Here is a 17,483-nt window from a genome sequence, read left to right on the forward strand (position 1 = left end):
TTAATCGTAATGAAATGAATGAGCAGGATCTTGTGAAACTATGAAGGAACACCCCGTAAAATGAACTTTAAAAGGATAACGGAGGAAAGAAAATGAAAAAAACGACACGAACATTATCAATTGTACTTTTAGCAGCTAGTCTTGGATTGGGTAGCAAAATGGGGGATGCGGCAACTTATGATGACGCAGCGAATATTACGACTGAAGGAAAAGTGAATATCTTGGAAAATGACTCTTCAAACCCAGTCGTTCCTGACCCGGAGAATCCAGGAAATGAGGTTACTCCCGAAGAACCAACCAATCCTTATCCGGGACTTTTACGGATCAACTATGTATCAAACTTTGATTTTGGTCAGATTCAAAATGTCTCGCGTGCGATTGAACAAAAAGCGCGGCTCGATCATGTGTGGGTAAACGGTGAAGAAGTCTCGCGTGTGCCTTTTGTCGCGACAGAAGATCGCCGAGGAAGTGAACGGCTAGGATGGGAATTACAGGTATCACAGCCGAATCAATTGGCAGATGCGAGTGGTCATGAATTGATTGGGGCAACGATTACTTTATCCGGGCTGCGTTATGTGAATGCAACGGCTGCTACACCAATAGTCAATCAAAATGAGATCGTCCTCGGAGCAGCGGCACAAACGCTAGCCACAGCAGATGCCGCGCAAGGGTCAGGTGCTTGGGCATTAGCATTAGGACAATCAAATGGAGGAGAGCATACTGACGGTGTTGTATTGCGTATACCAGCCAATACCACAGCAAACAATACTGAATATTCTACTGCGATTGTTTGGGAGCTGGTTGCGGATCCGACTACAGGAATAGGTGGATAAATCACCCTAAATTCTTCTGGATTAATTTGAAGGGAAAGGCGCGATCAAATGAAAAGAAATGTCCTTATCACCATAGCAAGTTTACTTGTTACAGGGCACTTGCTTCCCTCGACAATCCTATTTGCGGAAACCGTTGATGCGTCAGAGAGGCAAAGGGCAGAAGACCAAAGTTCCACTCTTGATTCAGATGAACATCAATTTTTTGAACCTGTAGATGCAGAAGATCATGCGGCTGATGAATCAGAGGGAAACTTAGATTTGCTTGATTCAGGGTTGGATGAAGAGAACATTGATCCTGAATTAAGCACGATTCCAGACAGAACGGAAGAGTCTAAAACGATTCAACCAAGTGAACATAGCGGTTATTCTGACGAAACTGTGCTCATAGCCGAAGCAGTCCCTCAAAAGATAGGACTAGGTGGGAAATTTGTCGAGGAACGACTGAATGAGTTAGTGACAAACGTCAGGCTGAATGGAGATGAAGTCGCAGGTGAGGACTTTAAAGTCACTCTTTTGAATCAACCGAACACCACTTTCCTGGGAAATCTGCAAGTCCCAATCACCGTCGTACATGTAGAAACACAAGCAGCGACTCAGATAAATGTACCGGTGGAAGTGATATGGGGCCACTCGATATTTTCACGAGAAGCAGCAATCAGTGCTAGCACTGGAGTAATCAGTCTTCATATCAATGATAACGGACCATCTCTTGTTGCATCAGAAGGATTTGGCAATTCTTGGCCGAATCAAGTTACATCAAGACCACGTTATACGATTTATCGCAACGATTACACCAACCAAACGCTGCTTCCTTTTTTTACAGTAAACCAATCAAGAAGCAGTGTCGTACAAGCTTGGAACAATGTGTTAAACAATAGTCCGATTGACTTTGGTGATGTGATCGGATTAAGCGTAAATAGGTTCGCAGTAGCCAATCAGAATTACAATGGAGCCAATACATGGGTCACGAGAAATGAAGAACCTGTTCGAGAGGCGATGGGCTGGCCAGAGGCTCTGTATATGATGACACCAAGCGGCTTCCAATTGTTGCGAGTGAATCAATTAACGACGAATAAATTAACTTTTGCAGCTAGCGGTTCAACAGAAGAAATCCTTCAGAGAATGACAGAATTTTTCAATTTCCATGAAGAATTTACGGAACAGGAAAAAGAAGAGCTTTCGTTTGATTTGATCCGTTCTGATGCACTATTACCAGGCAAAGAAGGCAAAGCAGTTGTACAAGTGACACAAACAAAAGAAAATGGATACCGTTTTTCAATGACGTACGAGGTATCCTTTGCAGTTGGACTTGGACGACTGGAGTTGGCGGGAATTGCTCATGGCAATTTTGATTTTGGCGACGTCCTAAAAACGAGCCGTAGACAAAATATTCCAGCGCAAGGAGAGTCTGCTCCAACGATTATGGTCAGTGATTACAGTGATACTGCCCAGTGGAGCCTTTATGCGTCGATGAGCCCTTTTATAAATGAAAGAAATCAGGAGTTAAGAGAAGCAGCCATCGCTTTGAAGGAGTTGAAAGTGATCGAATCTGTTCATACAGGTATTTCCATTCCCAAAAATGATATCCTGTTGGGAACCACCCCTCAAATGATTGCGGCAAGAGATGGATCAGGAACAAGAGATGAATACGGAAGAACAATCATTCAAATTGGAGAAGTAAAAGACCAGACATTAACCGGTGTGTCACTTCATTTGCCTGCCAATACACCTGTGGACAAGGGAGAGTATCAAGCAACAATTACTTGGGAACTAGTCGGGGATCCGACGATAGGAGGCATTCGATGAGAAAGAGAGTGGTCGTGTTTTTGGTCGGTCTCTGCATTTTTATCCCCGTCTTTTCAAGGAGCACAGTGATTGGACATGCGACAACAAATGAGAATCGTGCGGTTGTGAGCTTTTACCAAGAGGAAGAACCCACCCAACCAGACTTGGATGATCCAAGAACACTCCCACAAACTGGAAGCACCTTTTCTTATATAGGAATGGTAGGCTTAGTCATTGTCTTTGTGATGTGGTACTTAAAAAACAGAGAAAAAAAGTGTAGAAGGACAAATTGAAGATTTCACAGCGTGTTTGTAAAAGAGGGACATCTTTCGAGGCAAAGAACAGCAAAAAAATTGGTTATACCATCGGCAGGCCCTTCATCAATAAGGAATGACTTGTCGTATGGCAAAAAACCTGAGATAGAATGATGATCATTCTATCTCAGGTTTTTTTATTATGAGAAAGGGCTATTTAAAGAACCGATTCTTTAGTATGATTAATTGCAGATAGAAATGATCACATAAATATTAACTATCTATAAATGAATGCGCAAAAGCGGACATCTGAGCTGGTTGAATATCGTCAAACAGATAAAGGGAACGAATACTAGGGCTACCATCACAGCAGCCATTCTTGCTATACCTTATTACGAAATAAACCCTAGAAAGGTTGGTAAGAATAGCAAACTGTCAGCGAAGAATATTTCTCTTTGAGTTGATCGAAAAAAACAGATACTTGGTTAAAAGCACATACAATAAGAAGTGACAGGTGAAGATCATCGAAAAGAGTCGAGTCATTGAATTTGATTTATCTATCAAATATGAAATTATTTTTATCCTATCGTTCTATTGATAGGAACTCTTGAAAAAATCTCATAGGAAGATGAGACAATAAAAGAACAGAAATTTGAGGTGACTTGATGAAAAAGTTAAATGTCAATTGGAATCAGTGGGGAAGTAGATTCATTTTTTGGATGAGTATTATCATTGCAACATTAATCATTCTAAACTATCAAATCGTGCTCAATCACTTAGGAAGATTTTTGCATATTTTGGCTCCGTTTGTTATAGGATTTATTTTTGCTTACTTGCTGAGTGGATTACAAAATCGTTTTAAAATGTTATTGGAAAAAATTCCGCTTCCAGCTATCCAATCAGCTAGCCATCCCTTGAGTATTGTTGTGTTGTATCTGTCGATTCTTTTTCTTTTATTTATCATGTTAAGTTACTTGATTCCATTAATCATTAAAAATATCACCGATTTGATCGCTGCCATGCCGCAAATTCAAGAATCAGTGATTAGGTATGTACAAGAACTTGAGGAAAGGGGAATATTAAGTCAAATTCCTTTTGAGCGTTTTTTATCAGAGCTCACGAAGAAGTTTTCAACGGAGAATCTTTCTGCAAACTGGCTACAAGTTGTTTCGTCATTAGGCGGACTTACAATGAATTTGTCAAGCTTCGTTTTGAATAGTTTTTTATCGATTGTGGTTTCTATCTATGTTTTAATTTACAAAGATTCGATAGTGAGCTTTGTTTCTTTGGTATCTCAAAAATTAATGTCAAAAACAGTATTTGAAAATTCGAAGAGATGGATCCATACGACGCATGTGGTTTTTTATAAATTTATTAGCTCGCAATTTTTAGATGCATGTGTCATTTGGATTTTATCCACCATCATCCTGTCTCTTTTTCAAGTAAAGTATGCCATCACGTTAGGGCTGCTTTTAGGCATTTGTAACATGATTCCATATTTTGGTGCGATTTTTGCATCGTTGGTCACTGGGGTAGTTACATTATTTACAGGAGGACTCAGTAAAGCAATCACAATTCTGCTGGCTCTATTGATTTTACAGCAAATTGATGGAAATGTGATTGGTCCAAGGATCATGGGTGGCGCATTAAATATCAATCCGATCATCATTATCGTTTCCATAACGATTGGTGGAGCATATTTTGGTATTGTTGGAATGTTTTTAGCAGTACCTATTGCTGCCATCATCAAAATCATGGTATCTGAGTGGTTAGCTGCTTGAGAAAAGAATAGCTACTAACGCAATTTCTTAGAAATTGACTTCTAACAATGAATTGTCTTAATTCACTGGAGAGAGATAGCATTTTTTGCGTATTTTTTAAGTTTGCTAGCATCAGTATATGATTCAAAAACAATGGGTAGATGGAAGTGAAGAACGAGAAGAATTGTTCGTGATAATAAAGAAATAGAAGTACGTTTTCTTATTTTGAGAACGTACTTTTTTTGTGGATGAATTTAAAACAGCGATTCATTGTTGAGATAATGAAAATAGAATAGATTTAGAGAACTAGATTTAGGGAAATTGACTTCATTTTCTAGTTCTAAATGACAAGAAATTAAACAACTTGAGGAAGATAAAGCTATGTACTTTGAAGAAAGAGTCACCCAAAATATGACGCAAGTATCCAATTTTTAGCAAAACCACGACTACTGGTTAAGGATACTGATATTATCATTCTGCTAGTAATAAAGAAAGGACAAACATTCAATACCTTTTTACGCGAGCATAAAAAAGAAACAAAAAATGAGACTACGCACATTCTTTTCTAAACGCTCGAAAGCGCCAAGAATGTACTAGTCTCGTGGGTTTGGCACCCAATGGGCCGTGAGGGGCTCGAACCCGCGACCCGCTGATTAAGAGTCAGCTGCTCTACCAACTGAGCTAACGGCCCGTATCAAAATTACTTTATTATCTTAGCACTCCGACTTTTAAAAATCAATCGTTCTGTTAAAAAAAAATCCGTTTTTTTATCTTTCGTTTCAAAAGAAGACTACCCATAGAGTACATACTCCGTAATACTTATCCCCTTCAAAAATCAAATTCTTTTGTTTTCCTAAATTTTGAGCAGAGGACTACAATCCAATACCAGTATATGGTAAAATTTATCTAGTTATCAAAACCAGATAAAAAGTTTTTGATAAACCAATATTCTGCTATTTAAGATGGAGAAGATTATGGAAAAATTACGTTCAGATTTGTTTGATTGGAGCGAGTCGCTGATTTCCTTTCATTTGCCGCGGTGGGAAGAGCTGCCAACTTTGGAACTGTATATGGATCAAGTCATTACGTTGATCGATCAGTACTTGTCGCCGGTAATCCAGTCGGAAAAACATTCACTGCTGACATCATCAATGGTCAATAATTACGTCAAAAAAGGGATGATCCCACCCCCAGAGAAAAAACGGTATAACCAAAAACATTTGGCATTTTTGATTGCCATTACGATGTTGAAGCAAGTGTTGACAATCCCAGAAATCAAGACGGGAATATTGTTTCAAGGAAAAGTAGTCGGGATACGAAATGCGTACAATTTATTTTGTGAAGAACAGGAAAAAGCCATTTGGACAGTCTGCCAAGAGGCAGCAGGGTCAAAAGAAGCGGTGTCTACCGATCCGATTCCAGTAGAACTGATCGCGATCAAAGGGGCGACCCGTTCGTTTGCAAATAAATTATTGGCAGAAAAAACGATTGAACTAGAAGTAAATTACTTGGAAACGCACAAAGGAGAATCCCATGAATAAAGAGAAAATTGCCCTGCTTGTCGACTCGGGAACCGATGTCCCGGCAGAAATCATGTCACAATATGGTATGTATATGTTGCCATTGCAGATCATATACAAGGATCGGACGTATACGGATAAAGTGGATATTACAGCGGAAGAGATCTATCAACGATTGCCGCAAGAAATTCCTAGTACGTCATTGCCCGATGGCGAAACCATCAACAAGATATTTGATCGGATCAAAGCCGATGGCTATGAACAAGTTCTGGCAGTCACCATCTCTAGTGGGTTGAGCGGTACTTATAATGTTGTTCGCTTGATGGGAGAACAACGGAATGACTTGGATATTTTTGTTTTAGATACGAAAAATATCGGGATTGGTGCTGGATTACAAGCGATTAGAGCCGCTGAGTTGCTGACTGAGGGAATCACATGGCAAGAGCTCAAAGAACAGCTGCTACAAGAAGTTGTCCGAAATAAGGTCTTTTTCAATGTAGCGACATTGGAGTACTTGCAAAAAGGCGGCCGAATTGGTTTGGTTGCTTCAATTCTCGGAAATGCCTTGAAATTGAATCCAATCATTTCTTGTAATGACGAAGGGATTTATTACACAGTAGCGAAATCACGAGGACGTAAAAAGAGTTTGGACAAGACCGTTGAACTGGTGAAACAGTACATTGGAAATCACAAACAATTTCGCCTAGCCGTGGCTCAGGGGGATGCGCTGGCAGAAGCTAAAGAAATGAAAACTCGTCTTGAACAAGAATTTCCTCAAGTGAAAGAAATTTTCTTTGGACAGATTTCACCGGCACTGGTTGTGCATACAGGACCTGGATTATTAGGCGTCGGAGTGCAGCTGTTAGACGAAACGGGGATTTGATCGAGTGACTGTGATCGTTTTCTAAGAGCCGCTCACAATCATTCATTAATGAATGTTAAAAGGTATGAAAGTTGTCTTTTCAACTTTCATACCTTTTTTTGTGCCGATGAGTGAAAAGAAACCTGTTTCTCTAGAGATGCCGCAATGGTCAGTGACATGAAGGGTTTGGCTCTCTTTTGCTCTTCGTTGCTCTCCTTTGCGCCTACTTACTCCTAGTTACACCTAAGTTATTTTCGTTGAACAAAACAAGCAGTATAATGATTTCATAGAACAAAGCAACAGTTCTTCAAGGAGACGGATGCTTACAGATGGAGCTTTATGCTATCCGGATTACTTAAGGCAGTATCTTGAGTTGTTTATAAAAAAGGAGTGAGTGACAATGAAAGAATATGTTTTTGAATCAACCATTTATTCTTCTGAGATTGGTAAAGGTGGAGCATACGTGATTTTTCCTTACGATTTGCGGGCTGAATGGAATAAAGGGCGGCTGAAAGTTCAGGCAACATTTGATGGCGTTGACTATCAAGGAAGTATCGTTAATATGGGGTTGAAAAACCAAGACGGAAGTATTTGTTATATTTTAGGAATCAAGAAAGAGATTCGCAAACAGATCAAAAAAGACATTGGCGATACTGTAAAAGTTGTTGTGAAACCTATTACGGAATGAATAAGTTAGCAATCATGAGTGTGAAAAAGAAAGAACATCGATACAAAATTTTCTTAAGAATAAGCATAGATCAAGGCTAAGATTTGAGGAAAGATGAAAACACATCCTAAATCATGTATAATAAGTAGGAAAGAATAAAAAATGAGGTGACATTTTTTGAAAAAGATCCTAGTCGTGGACGATGAAAAACCGATCTCGGACATCGTCAAATTCAATTTGACAAAAGAAGGCTACGAAGTATATACAGCTTATGATGGTGAAGAAGCATTAGAAAAAGTGGCAGAAGTTGAACCGGATCTGATTTTATTAGATTTGATGCTGCCGAAAATGGATGGATTAGAAGTGGCACGTGAAGTTCGAAAAAATCACGATATGCCGATCATTATGGTTACCGCCAAAGATTCTGAGATCGACAAAGTGTTAGGACTGGAATTGGGTGCCGATGATTACGTGACTAAGCCCTTCTCCAACCGTGAATTAGTAGCTCGTGTCAAAGCTAATTTACGTCGCGGTTCTGCTTCGGCGAAAGAAGCAGAAGAAGCACCGAATGCAGAATTGACGATCGGTGATTTGACGATCCATCCAGATGCCTACATGGTAACTAAAAATGGCGAAGCAATCGAATTGACCCATCGTGAATTTGAACTAATGCACTATCTAGCGAAACACTTGGGTCAAGTCATGACACGGGAACATTTGCTGCAAACCGTCTGGGGATATGATTACTTTGGTGATGTGCGGACTGTCGACGTTACCGTTCGCCGTTTACGGGAAAAAATCGAAGATAGCCCAAGTCATCCGAATTATTTGGTCACTCGTCGCGGAGTCGGCTATTACTTGCGGAACCCTGAACAGGAATAAGCTATGAAAAATAAGGTTCGCTTTTTTCGATCAGTGAACTTCAAAATCGCCCTGACTTTTATCTTGATCTTATTGATTTCGATCCAGATTATCGGGGCGTATTTTATTCGCGAATTAGAGAAAACAACGATCGATGCCTTTAAGCGCGACATGGAGGCAAGAGCTAGCACGTTGGTCGTTACTCTAGGTTCAGAACTTAGTCGAATGGACGCCGAAGACAGCCTCGATTGGGATGCAATGAATTCTTCTTTGAACCGGATCCTTTCCAGTACCAACTCTTCTGAGATTTTAGAGATGCGGGTCGTAGATGAACAAGGAATCATTCGGGCAACCACCAATATCAATGATCGAGGTTCAGTGGGTGAAAAAAACGATTACCGAGATTATGATACGAACCGTAGTGAAGTGTTGTATGACGAATCGACAGGACAGCGGGTCTACAACATTGTCCAATCGATCCAGTCGCCTACAGGGGATACGGTTTTGGGTACATTGTACCTGCGAAGCAATCTGGAACAGAAATACAGTGAAGTCAGTGATACTGCCGTGATTTTTGTGACGGCTTCTTTAATTGCTGCAGCGATCTCGATTGTTGTTGCCCTACTTGTTTCCCGATCCATCACTCAGCCGATTGGGGAAATGCGGGAACAAGCCATTCGGATTGCCAAAGGGGATTATAGCCGCAAAGTAGCAGTTCATGGTCAAGATGAACTGGGACAGCTGGCTGAAACATTCAATCAGCTAGGAGAACGTATCGAAGAAACACAAGAAGCAATGGAGTCGGAACGAAATCGACTGGATAGTGTCCTCTCCCACATGACCGATGGCGTCGTAGCGACTGACCGCCGTGGGAAAGTCATTACGATCAATGAGATGGCGATGTCGTTATTGAATGTTACTTCTGAAGAAGCAGTCGGTCAATCGATTCTGACTCTGCTCCAAATCGATGAAGAATACACCTTGCGTAAACTGCTAGAAAGTCCTGATGAAATGCTGATCGAACGGCCGAACAATGACATCGTTGGAACGAATTTGATTTTACGAATCGACTTTTCAATGATTCGCCGTGAGTCTGGATTTATTTCTGGTTTAGTAGCGGTGATGCATGATGTTACAGAACAAGAGAAAAATGAACAAGAGCGGCGAGAGTTTGTATCCAATGTGTCTCACGAATTGCGAACACCTTTGACCAGTATGCGCAGCTATATTGAAGCATTGAGCGAAGGGGCTTGGCAAGATCCAGAAATCGCACCGAACTTCTTGAAAGTGACATTAGATGAAACGGATCGGATGATTCGAATGATCAATGACCTACTGAGTCTTTCACGAATGGACAGTGGCAATGCGCAACTGCAATTGGAATACATCAATTTCAATGAGTTGGTCAGCTTTGTATTGGATCGATTTGATATGATGGTGACGAATGAGAACAAAAAATATGTGATTCGTCGTGAATTCACCAAACGTGAACTTTGGGTCGAAGTCGATACGGATAAGATGATTCAAGTGATCGACAATATTATGAACAATGCTATCAAATATTCACCTGATGGCGGTGTGATCACAGTCAAATTGATGGAAACCCATAACAATATCGTTTTGAGTATCAATGATCAAGGCCTAGGCATCCCTAAAAAGGATCTTACCAAAATCTTTGACCGCTTTTACCGTGTTGATAAAGCCCGCGCCCGGCAACAAGGTGGTACTGGTTTAGGATTAGCCATTTCCCGCGAAGTGATCAAATCTCATGGGGGAGCCATTTGGGCAGAAAGCCGAGAAAACCGCGGTTCAACATTTTATATCATGTTGCCATATGAACCGTATGAGGAGGATTGGTGGGAATGAAAGTCTCAGAAAAAATGATTCGTTTAGGTCTGATCGTTATGGTTACCCTAAGCTTTTACTTTTCCTACATGATTTGGCTGAATCCCACCGGTTACGATCGTTCAGTCGAACAAGCTACAGATACAGTCAATACGAGTATTCAGACCTACAAACAAAAAAGTGACTTATTTTTGCCATTGTATTTAACCTGGATCCACCAAGATGAAGTCAAGGAAACCAATTCTGAAACGTTGATTCGTGATGTTCAGGGACTGCTCTCGGATGCTCAAGTCAATGATCTGACGGTACAAAATTATGATTCCAAGTCTTTTTCAGAGGCAGCAACATTGGATGAGGGAGTGACGTTGGCGTATTACACGCCGTTCTTACTAAATGATTACGCGGAGACCTTTGATGTTGAATTGGCATTAGGTGACAACGAAGCCAACAAAATGGCTTTCTCCCGTATTCAAATCGATTTGAAAGAGAATAAAATCCAGTTTGTGAATTTGGAAGAATCACGGATCATTGAAGGCAAGATTGACTGGGATAAAAATGATGTGAATCGCATTTTGAAAGATAATCCAAGAGAATGGACAGCGATGCGCCAGGAAGAATCAGGAAAAAGCAATCAGTTCTATACACAGGACACGATCAAGCTGAAAAAATACAGCTATGTTTCCTCTTTGCAATCGGCGAATCTCTTTCGAGAAGCATTTTTTACTTCGCCAAAAGATGTCAAAGTCAATGATGATAGTGTGGATACTTATTATTATGAAGGTGGACAGAATATGGCGGTTTTGCATGATGATCAAGTAGTCAAATTTGAAACCACTGTTTCAGAAAGTGATGAAACGGATCTGTTTATGCAAAGTGCGGACTATATTCGTCGTTTGGGCAACAATTTCGGAACGATACGCTTTTTTGATCGGTTGAGCAATCAACTAGATTATCGTATTTTTGTAGAAGGGTATCCAGTCTTCAGCAGTGGTGCTCAGGGATTGATGAAAGTAACTTTTTCTAACAGTGGGCAATTAGGGAATCGAGAGATGGCAATCGAATCTAGTTTAAATGCGATCCAAGTGCCGATTCCTTCTGAGACCGAGGTGGAGCTGCCTTCAAGCTTAACCGTTCGCAGTGACTTGCTTTCTGCAGGGGCAGAGACGGATCAGCTGCAGCAGATTATTGTTGGCTATCAATGGGGCGACATCAAAGGGGCTTCTGTCGTCGATTTGACACCAACTTGGTATGTAAAGTATAAGAATAACTGGTTCAATTATCAGGAATTAATGGCTAAATTGACAGAAACGGGGGGAGTTTGATTGGATTTCAAGCGAATCGAATGGATTTTTTTCCTAGCGTTTTTGGGGTTGAATGTCTTTTTGTTCAACATTTACAGTGAAGCCCGCAGTGAACAGCAGAACGTTTTGCAGTCAAATCAGACGATCCCGATTGAACAGCGACTAGCCTCAGAAGACATCAAATATTCAGGAGAACTTTCTGACGAGTATTTGAGCGGGTACTATTTAAGCGGTGAACAAACCGATTTGGCTGCTGCTTTGAAAGAAGCGCAAGGGGACAAGCGGTTAGTCGAGGCGACTACTGTCAAAGGGCAGCAGTTGACCCATATTTCTTCCGGAGGATTCTACATTAGTGATGACACACAGGCGGAAAAGACGGTCAATGAATACCTTCAGCGAAAAGATCAAGTCCTCTATGGAGAGGAATATCACTATATGAAGAACTTGTCGCTATTAGATCAAGAATACCCAACCATTGTTGCCAGTCAGTCCTATGAAAATATCCCGTTCAATGACAGCTCAAGCCGGATCGATATGACTTTAGAATCGTCAGATAAACTGTTGCAGATCGCTAAGTATACTCAGACCCACATTTCCAATATCACCCCGCTGCGGGAGAAAATGACTCTCTATTCAGAGAAAGAAGCCGTCAACACGCTTTATTTGAATAATAAGTTGCCTAGTCATTCTAAGATATTATGGACAGAGCTGGCTTACACAAGGATTTTGATTGTTGGTGATCGGAATGTGTACATTCCGGCTTGGTTCGTTGCTGTCAAAGCAGATGCGGATGAAAATATTCAGATCGAAACTGTCAATGCCTTTAGTAATCGAATCATTACAAACAATGCAGTACAAAAAGTAGAAAATCCATAGAAAAATAGGTATAATGGAACTCGTTGAAAGTAAGAGAGAGGAAGACAGAAACAATGATGAAGGAAAGTGCCTTTCAAGTAAGCATTTTAGCTAGCGGAAGTTCAGGAAATTCGTTATATATCGAGAGCAATAAAAAACGAATCCTGGTGGACGCAGGACTGAGCGGCAAAAAGATCACTTCATTATTGGATGAAGTTGGACGCAAGCCAGAGGATCTGGATGCTATTTTAGTCACGCATGAGCATCGTGACCATATCCATGGCGTAGGGGTCTTGGCTCGCAAATACAAGTTGGATGTCTACGCCAACACGAAAACATGGCAGGCGATGGACAATATGGTAGGCAATATTGCGGTTGAACAAAAACATGTTTTTGAGATGGGAAAAGTTTTGACGATGGGAGATATGGACATCGAAAGTTTTGGCGTTTCCCATGATGCGGCAGCACCGCAGTTCTATCGGTTCCATAAAGATGGCAAATCTTTTGTGATGTTGACTGATACTGGTTACTGCAGTGATCATGTCCGGGGGATTATCAAAGGAGCCGATGCGTATCTGGTCGAAAGCAACCATGATTTAGAAATGTTGCGGATGGGTCCATATCCATGGAGCCTCAAGCAGCGTATTCTCGGGGATCGTGGGCACCTCTCCAACGAAGATGGGGCATTAGTCATGGCAGACATATTGACGGATAATACGAAGCGCGTCTATTTAGGACATTTGAGCAAAGAAAACAATCTAAAAGAATTGGCCCATCTAACCATGGTCAATACGATGAAAGAACACGACTTAGGTGTCGGTGAAGCCTTTGAGGTTTATGACACTGATCCAGATAAAGCGACCGAATTATTCAGTATTTGAGGATGATTGGCTAGCAAGTTTTTGTAGAAAAGCAATAGCGATTGAATGCAGACAGTTTTTACAAAGCTAGAAATTTATCTTATAAAAAAACGATGTTGAAATTTTTCAACATCGTTTTTTTTGTTTTTAGTGCTTAGGGCACATTGATATAGCCGGCATGAACCAATAGTTGAATGATAATAACTAGTGTATTCATTCCCACGTGGGTAATCATGGATGTCCAGATACGCCCTGTCAACGCGTAGAGTCCAGAGAAAAAGAGACCCAATAGAATATACACCAATAGATGATTGTCGCTGTGGGCAAAGGCAAAGGCAACAGCGCTGACAATGACACCAACCCAGATATTTGAATATTTCGCAATGATTCCCACAAGGGCACGGCGAAATACAAATTCTTCCATGATAGGCCCGCCGACCATAGCGGCAAGTGCAAAAATCGGATTTTGCAGAATAATAGAGATAATATTTTCTGTATTTTCCGATGCCGCTACTTCGCCAAATAGCGACTCAATAAAGACAGCGAAGTTTTGCAAAAGAATGGCAGCAATGATTCCTGTGAGACCATAAATAATAATAGCCGATACTTTTGGCTCCTTACGTTCAAACGATAAGGGTTCATTTTGTTTGAAATAAAGAAAAATCATCAAGATTGCGCCGACGATATACGAAACAGTCGTTGCAGGGATCGTGGCACCACTAGATATAAAAGCGACAGGAATAAAAAATGCGACCCCATAAATCAAAATCGTCGATAGTGCGTATTTTTTTAGAGACATAAGTGAAATCATCACACTCCTTTTTTTCTATTATAGACTACTGACTCATTAGAAACAAAATTTTTCCCTAGGTTTTTGCAGTATGGATCGATAAAAAGAAAAAGCCAAAATAAATTTAATCAAAAGGCTTGCAAAAAAAACAGAAAATGAGTAATATTAATTTTGTGAGTTAGCACTCTATGTGTGAGAGTGCTAATAGAAAATCTATCAAATACAATTGGAGGGATTTATCGTGTTAAGACCATTAGGTGATCGCGTGATTATCGAAGTCGCAAAAGAAGAAGAAAAAACTGTGGGAGGGATCGTGCTTGCTTCAGCAGCCAAAGAAAAACCTCAAACAGGAACCGTCATTGCAGTCGGTGAAGGACGCACGCTAGAAAACGGTGAAAAAGCTCCTGTTGCTGTCAACGTGGGCGAACAAGTTATGTTCGAAAAATACGCTGGCACAGAAGTGAAATTTGAAGGTAACGAATATTTGATCGTTGCTGCAAAAGACATTATTGCAGTAGTTGAATAAAAAATAATTTAGTTGAGGTGAATGAATCATGGCAAAAGAAATCAAATTTGCAGAAGATGCACGTGCAGCAATGTTGCGCGGGGTAGATAAATTAGCAGATACAGTAAAAGTAACCTTAGGCCCTAAAGGTCGTAACGTCGTTTTAGAAAAATCTTATGGTTCACCATTGATCACAAATGATGGCGTAACGATCGCAAAAGAAATCGAATTAGAAGATCATTTTGAAAATATGGGTGCAAAACTTGTTTCTGAAGTTGCATCTAAAACAAATGACATCGCTGGTGACGGAACGACGACAGCGACATTGCTAACACAAGCGATCGTTCGTGAAGGACTAAAAAACGTGACAGCTGGTGCGAATCCATTAGGCATTCGCCGTGGGATCGAAATGGCAACTAAAGTTGCGGTTGAAGAATTACACAACATTTCTTCCATCGTTGACTCAAAAGAAGCTATTGCACAAGTTGGTGCTGTGTCTTCTGGTAGCGAACAAGTCGGAAAATACATTGCAGACGCGATGGAAAAAGTCGGCAATGACGGCGTGATCACCATTGAAGAATCAAAAGGGATCGAAACAGAATTAGATGTAGTTGAAGGAATGCAGTTCGATCGTGGCTACCTTTCACAATACATGGTCACTGACAATGATAAAATGGAAGCTGCTTTGGAAAATCCATACATCTTGATCACAGACAAAAAAATCTCTAACATTCAAGATATCTTGCCATTGTTAGAACAAATCTTACAACAATCAAAACCATTGTTGATCATCGCTGACGATGTAGACGGCGAAGCATTACCAACATTGGTCTTGAACAAAATCCGCGGAACATTCAATGTCGTAGCAGTTAAAGCTCCAGGCTTTGGTGACCGTCGTAAAGCAATGCTAGAAGACATTGCGATCTTGACTGGCGGTACAGTCATTACTGAAGACTTAGGGTTAGAATTGAAAGATGCGACGATCGACAACTTAGGACAAGCAAGTAAAGTTGTTGTGGACAAAGATAATACAACTATTGTTGAAGGTGCTGGCGACAAATCAGCGATCGATGCTCGTGTGCAATTGATCAAAAATCAAATTGCTGACACAACGTCTGATTTTGACCGCGAAAAATTACAAGAACGCCTAGCGAAATTAGCAGGCGGTGTTGCAGTCATCAAAGTGGGTGCACCAACTGAAACAGAATTAAAAGAATTGAAATTACGTATCGAAGACGCATTGAACGCTACGCGTGCAGCGGTTGAAGAAGGTATGGTGTCTGGTGGGGGAACTGCTCTTGTCAATGTCATCAACAAAGTAGCAGCCATCGAAGCAGACGGCGATGCAGCAACCGGTGTGAAAATCGTCTTGCGTGCGTTAGAAGAACCAGTACGTCAAATCGCTGAAAATGCTGGATATGAAGGATCAGTGATCATCGATAAATTGAAACACGCAGATCTTGGCGTTGGTTTCAATGCCGCAACTGGCGAATGGGTAAACATGCTTGAAGCAGGAATCGTTGACCCAACAAAAGTAACACGTTCTGCGTTACAAAATGCCGCTTCTGTAGCCGCATTACTGTTAACAACTGAAGCAGTCGTTGCTGACAAACCTGAACCTGCTGCACCAGCAGCTCCAGCAATGGATCCATCCATGGGCATGGGCGGCATGATGTAATTATACTAAAAGAACCCCTTAGCGAAGGGGTTCTTTTCTTTATGCTTCTATTTCTATGATAGAAAGGAGCCAATACCAATGATCCATTGCTTGCTCATTGGTATATTGAATTCTTAATCATTTTGGTATTCACTGCTAACATAGCTCAAAAGAGATACTCCATATTTTTACACCAAATAGGAATTAACTTCATGTTGAATGATTCAGTGAAGAAGTTTATGATCAATCTATCAAATCTATTTCATTTTCATTCTCTTTTTGAGACACCCACTCTTCCTACAAGAGTGGGTATTTTTGCTTAAAAAGTAGTCCTTTTACTCAAAATGAACGTGCGCCTTACTAGCTTGATTTTTATTCTAACTAGCAAGGAGCAGTTTCATGTAGCACTTTTTTATCAAGACAGCGGATAGCGCTGCATAATTTCTGTTTGGCCTAAAATGTAATCTACTGAGACATCATAAAAGGCAGCAAGATGCAAAATCGTCATAACGTCTGGTAGACGATCACCAGCTTCGTAATCCAAATAGTCTTCCAACGATACATCGATTTGCTGCGATACCTCTTTTTGCGTCAATGCTTGCCCTTCTCGCAAAAATTTGAATCGGCAACGCAATGTATCCAATAAAAAAGCTTCTTCTAATGTCAATTTGCGTTCCTCCTCGAATGGAAAAATGATTGATGACTTCTTTCTCCATTTCTATTGTAACAACATTCTAGAAATAAGCGAAATGATTCACAACCTCAGAAATAAACAAGGAGAAAAAAAGAAAACAAAGTGCTTGCTCTGGTACGCGTTTCATAGATTATTCTATTCATGAAAGGGGCGTATGAAGATGCACACTTATATGGAAGTAAAGGGAAACAATGGAATACAACGCTGCTATGTTGCACTTGAATTTGATGGGATGAACTTGATTCTCACAAAGCCCAAGGGATTTTTTAGAGAAAAGGTCGCACAAATACCGCTTGCAGAAATTGGACACCTGGTACAGGATGAATATTTTGGTGCGCAACGAATCAGTTTCATTCATCAGAATGATTATTACCAATTTTATGAATGTGGGGCAAGTGTGATAGACTATATGAAAGAACAATTATTTGTCTAAG

17 protein-coding genes and 1 tRNA gene are annotated in these 17,483 nt (G+C 40.6%); 15 read left to right on the top strand and 3 right to left on the bottom strand.

The genetic code is table 11. From position 1 onward, the window contains the following. Positions 1-92 precede the first annotated feature (92 nt). The 4 genes from FE005_RS07585 (at position 93) to FE005_RS07600 (ending at position 4,653) form a co-directional block, all read left to right on the top strand. Entirely contained in the window at positions 93-833 is a 741-nt protein-coding gene (locus FE005_RS07585) for a WxL domain-containing protein (protein ID WP_138371584.1), read from the top strand. A gap of 48 nt (positions 834-881) precedes the next feature. Further along, positions 882-2,639 carry a WxL domain-containing protein gene (locus FE005_RS07590; protein WP_138371585.1) on the top strand — a complete coding sequence of 586 codons (1,758 nt, stop codon included), beginning with the start codon at positions 882-884 and terminating at the stop codon, positions 2,637-2,639. Beyond that, positions 2,636-2,911 (top strand): LPXTG cell wall anchor domain-containing protein, encoded by a 276-nt coding sequence (locus FE005_RS07595; protein ID WP_138371586.1) that lies wholly within the window; start codon positions 2,636-2,638, stop codon positions 2,909-2,911. Before FE005_RS07590 ends, FE005_RS07595 begins: the two co-directional genes overlap by 4 nt. A 626-nt stretch (positions 2,912-3,537) precedes the next feature. Next, positions 3,538-4,653 (top strand): AI-2E family transporter, encoded by a 1,116-nt coding sequence (locus tag FE005_RS07600; RefSeq protein ID WP_138371587.1) that lies wholly within the window; start codon positions 3,538-3,540, stop codon positions 4,651-4,653. A 597-nt stretch (positions 4,654-5,250) separates the two neighbouring features. On the opposite strand, the gene FE005_RS07605 is transcribed toward FE005_RS07600, so the two are convergent. Beyond that, a tRNA-Lys gene (locus FE005_RS07605) sits at positions 5,251-5,323 on the bottom strand. Between the two features lie 283 nt (positions 5,324-5,606). On the opposite strand from FE005_RS07605, the gene FE005_RS07610 reads away from it, so the two are divergent. The 8 genes from FE005_RS07610 (at position 5,607) to FE005_RS07645 (ending at position 13,424) form a co-directional block, all read left to right on the top strand. Beyond that, complete coding sequence (locus FE005_RS07610; protein ID WP_138371588.1) at positions 5,607-6,173, top strand: DUF1836 domain-containing protein; 567 nt, start codon at positions 5,607-5,609, stop codon at positions 6,171-6,173. Continuing rightward, positions 6,166-7,035 carry a DegV family protein gene (locus FE005_RS07615; RefSeq protein WP_138371589.1) on the top strand — a complete coding sequence of 290 codons (870 nt, stop codon included), beginning with the start codon at positions 6,166-6,168 and terminating at the stop codon, positions 7,033-7,035. The genes FE005_RS07610 and FE005_RS07615 overlap by 8 nt, the downstream gene beginning before the upstream one ends. A gap of 379 nt (positions 7,036-7,414) precedes the next feature. After that, positions 7,415-7,702: a DUF1905 domain-containing protein gene (locus FE005_RS07620; protein WP_003127432.1), complete on the top strand. Its 288-nt coding sequence runs from the start codon at positions 7,415-7,417 to the stop codon at positions 7,700-7,702. Between the two features lie 156 nt (positions 7,703-7,858). Beyond that, positions 7,859-8,563 carry a response regulator YycF gene (gene yycF, locus FE005_RS07625; RefSeq protein WP_005471699.1) on the top strand — a complete coding sequence of 235 codons (705 nt, stop codon included), beginning with the start codon at positions 7,859-7,861 and terminating at the stop codon, positions 8,561-8,563. 3 nt (positions 8,564-8,566) lie between these two features. Beyond that, on the top strand, positions 8,567-10,408 hold the full coding sequence (gene walK / locus FE005_RS07630) for a cell wall metabolism sensor histidine kinase WalK (protein ID WP_003127434.1): 1,842 nt from the start codon (positions 8,567-8,569) through the stop codon (positions 10,406-10,408). Next, on the top strand, positions 10,405-11,709 hold the full coding sequence (yycH, locus tag FE005_RS07635) for a YycH family regulatory protein (protein ID WP_138371590.1): 1,305 nt from the start codon (positions 10,405-10,407) through the stop codon (positions 11,707-11,709). Before walK ends, yycH begins: the two co-directional genes overlap by 4 nt. Next, positions 11,710-12,564 (top strand): two-component system regulatory protein YycI, encoded by an 855-nt coding sequence (locus FE005_RS07640; protein WP_060813631.1) that lies wholly within the window; start codon positions 11,710-11,712, stop codon positions 12,562-12,564. A gap of 53 nt (positions 12,565-12,617) precedes the next feature. Continuing rightward, positions 12,618-13,424 (top strand): MBL fold metallo-hydrolase, encoded by an 807-nt coding sequence (locus FE005_RS07645; RefSeq protein ID WP_003127437.1) that lies wholly within the window; start codon positions 12,618-12,620, stop codon positions 13,422-13,424. Between the two features lie 133 nt (positions 13,425-13,557). Here FE005_RS07645 and FE005_RS07650 read toward each other — a convergent pair whose 3' ends face one another. Continuing rightward, positions 13,558-14,202: a CPBP family intramembrane glutamic endopeptidase gene (locus FE005_RS07650; RefSeq protein WP_103300600.1), complete on the bottom strand. Its 645-nt coding sequence runs from the start codon at positions 14,200-14,202 to the stop codon at positions 13,558-13,560. Between the two features lie 232 nt (positions 14,203-14,434). On the opposite strand from FE005_RS07650, the gene groES reads away from it, so the two are divergent. Together groES and groL are read left to right on the top strand one after the other, a co-directional pair. Next, the gene (gene groES, locus FE005_RS07655) at positions 14,435-14,719 is read left to right on the top strand and encodes a co-chaperone GroES (protein ID WP_003127440.1); all 285 of its coding nucleotides are present in this window, start codon (positions 14,435-14,437) and stop codon (positions 14,717-14,719) included. A 28-nt stretch (positions 14,720-14,747) separates the two neighbouring features. Then, on the top strand, positions 14,748-16,376 hold the full coding sequence (gene groL, locus FE005_RS07660; RefSeq protein ID WP_060813629.1) for a chaperonin GroEL: 1,629 nt from the start codon (positions 14,748-14,750) through the stop codon (positions 16,374-16,376). A gap of 394 nt (positions 16,377-16,770) precedes the next feature. On the opposite strand, the gene FE005_RS07665 is transcribed toward groL, so the two are convergent. Further along, positions 16,771-17,022, bottom strand: a complete 252-nt coding sequence (locus tag FE005_RS07665; protein WP_060813628.1) for a helix-turn-helix domain-containing protein — start codon at positions 17,020-17,022, stop codon at positions 16,771-16,773. A 187-nt stretch (positions 17,023-17,209) separates the two neighbouring features. Between FE005_RS07665 and FE005_RS07670 the strand changes: the two genes are divergently transcribed. Then, on the top strand, positions 17,210-17,482 hold the full coding sequence (locus FE005_RS07670) for a hypothetical protein (RefSeq protein ID WP_003127443.1): 273 nt from the start codon (positions 17,210-17,212) through the stop codon (positions 17,480-17,482). Position 17,483 lies beyond the last annotated feature (1 nt).

Origin of the sequence: Enterococcus sp. M190262, assembly GCF_005843965.1 — a bacterium.
GTDB classification, from domain to species: Bacteria; Bacillota; Bacilli; order Lactobacillales; family Enterococcaceae; genus Enterococcus_D; species Enterococcus_D gallinarum.